The sequence below is a fragment of the Caulobacter sp. genome (assembly GCF_049283275.1).
In the GTDB taxonomy this organism is placed as follows: Bacteria; Pseudomonadota; Alphaproteobacteria; order Caulobacterales; family Caulobacteraceae; genus Caulobacter.
In genome coordinates, this window is the sequence record NZ_JBAPVS010000077.1 from 1 (window position 1) to 2,047 (window position 2,047).

Here is a 2,047-nt window from a genome sequence, read left to right on the forward strand (position 1 = left end):
GGCTTTCCGCCGGCGCGCTCGGCTCGGCGACCACCGGTGTGGCGGCCGGCGGCGACACCGCCGGCGCTCTGGTCTCGGCTGGACCAGGAGCCGGCGCTGGGTCGGGGTCCGAGGCGCCGGGCTCGGAGCAGGCCGTCAGGACACAGGCGGTGAGCAAAGCCGCCCAGGCCGCGGCGCTGTCGTGAAGTCGAATCATGTCGCGCGTTCTCCCATTGCGAAGACTACGCCCCGCCTTTGCGGCAGTTCCGCGGTGAAAGCGCCGCGCCGTAGGCTGGGAAGTTGATCCGACCCGTCCTTGGTGGGAGAAGAGCCCATGCCGCACGATCACGACCACAAGCCCGACCATGATCACCCCGGCCATGGCCACGATCATGACCATGGTCACGGGCACGGGCACGGGCACGGGCACGACCATCATCACCACGGCCCCGGCGGCCACAGCCACGCGCCCAAGGACTTCGGCAAGGCTTTCGCGATCGGCGCGGCGCTGAACATCAGCTTCGTGGCGGCCGAGACCGTCGCCGGCCTGATGACCCATTCGTTGGCCCTGCTGGCCGATGCCGGCCACAATCTTTCCGACGTGCTGGGGCTGTTCATGGCCTGGGGCGCGGTGGTCCTGGCCAAGAAGGCCCCGGGCGGCCGCCACACCTACGGCCTGCGCAAGGGCACGATCCTGGCCTCGCTGACCAACGCGGTGGTGCTGCTGGTGGCGATCGGCGCCATCGCCTGGGAGGCCGTGCGCCGCTTCGCCGATCCGCAGCCCATCGAGGCCGGACCGGTGATGATCGTCGCGGGGATCGGCATCGTCATCAACACCGCCACCGCCCTGATGTTCATGCGGGGCTCCAAGGACGACCTGAACATCCGTGGGGCCTTCCTGCACATGGCCGCCGACGCCGCCATCTCGGCCGGAGTGGTGCTGGCCGCCGCCGCCATGTGGTTCACCGGCTGGCTGTGGCTGGACCCCGTGGTCAGCCTGGGCATCGTCGTGGTGATTGTTCTGGGCACCTGGGGCCTGCTGCGCGACTCGCTGGACCTGGCCCTGGACGCCGCCCCGCGCGGCATCGACCCGAAGATCGTCGGCGAGTGGCTCGCCGCGCGACCCGGCGTCACCGAGGTGCACGACCTGCACATCTGGGCGATGAGCACCACCGAGACCGCCATGACCGCCCACCTGGTCCGCCCCGTCAATCCCGACAACGACCAGTTCCTGCACGACATCTGCGGCGAGATGAGCAAGCGCTTCGCCATTGGCCACGTCACCATCCAGGTCGAGAGCGGCGGCGTCGCCACCTGCCACCTGGCCGGCGCGGACGCGGTGTGAGCCTTCCGTTGTCCCTTCAGCTCTACCGCGCGGCCACCACCGCGCTGGAGCCGTTCGCGCCCCTGCTGCTGGCCCGCCGCGCCAAGGCCGGCAAGGAAGACCCCGCGCGGTTGAACGAGCGCCTGGCCCGGCCGACCGCCGACCGCCCCTCTGGCCGGCTGGTCTGGCTGCACGGGGCCAGCGTCGGCGAGACCCTGTCGATCCTGCCCCTGGTCGAGCGCCTGCGGGCCGAGCGTCCGGACGTCGCCGTGCTGGTCACCTCCGGCACCGTCACCTCGGCCGAGCTCTTGGCCCGCCGCCTGCCCGCGGGGGCGATCCACCAGTTCCTGCCGGTCGACACGCCAGGCGGCGCCAAGCGGTTCCTCGACCACTGGCGGCCGGACCTAGCGGTGTTCGTCGAGAGCGAGCTGTGGCCCAACCTGCTTCTGACCGCCAAGGCGCGCGGCGTGAAACTGGCCCTGGTCTCGGCCAAGCTGTCGGACAAGAGCTATGCCGGCTGGCAGGCCCGGCCGTTCGCGGCCCATCAGCTGTTCAGCGGCTTCGATCTGATCCTGGCCCAGGACGGCCGGGCCGCCGAACGCCTGGCCAGCCTGGGCGGGACCGTGGCCGGCGAGGCCGACCTGAAGTTCGGCTCGGACCCTCTGCCGGTCGATGCCGCGGCCCTGGCCGACCTGCGCGCGCGGCTGGGCGCCAAGGGGGGCGATCGCCCCCTGCTGCTGGCCC

At 71.7% G+C, this 2,047-nt stretch carries 3 protein-coding genes; all 3 read left to right on the forward strand.

Translation table 11 applies throughout. From position 1 onward, the window contains the following. The coding region (locus WAL33_RS03905) for a hypothetical protein (protein WP_422178683.1) at positions 1-185 on the forward strand (185 nt) is incomplete at its 5' end. A gap of 128 nt (positions 186-313) precedes the next feature. Beyond that, a complete protein-coding gene (locus WAL33_RS03910) occupies positions 314-1,324 on the forward strand; it encodes a cation diffusion facilitator family transporter (protein WP_422178685.1) in 1,011 nt (336 codons plus the stop codon). Continuing rightward, positions 1,294-2,047, forward strand: a 754-nt coding sequence (locus tag WAL33_RS03915) for a 3-deoxy-D-manno-octulosonic acid transferase (RefSeq protein WP_422178687.1), incomplete at its 3' end; no start/stop codon positions are given. The genes WAL33_RS03910 and WAL33_RS03915, both read left to right, overlap by 31 nt.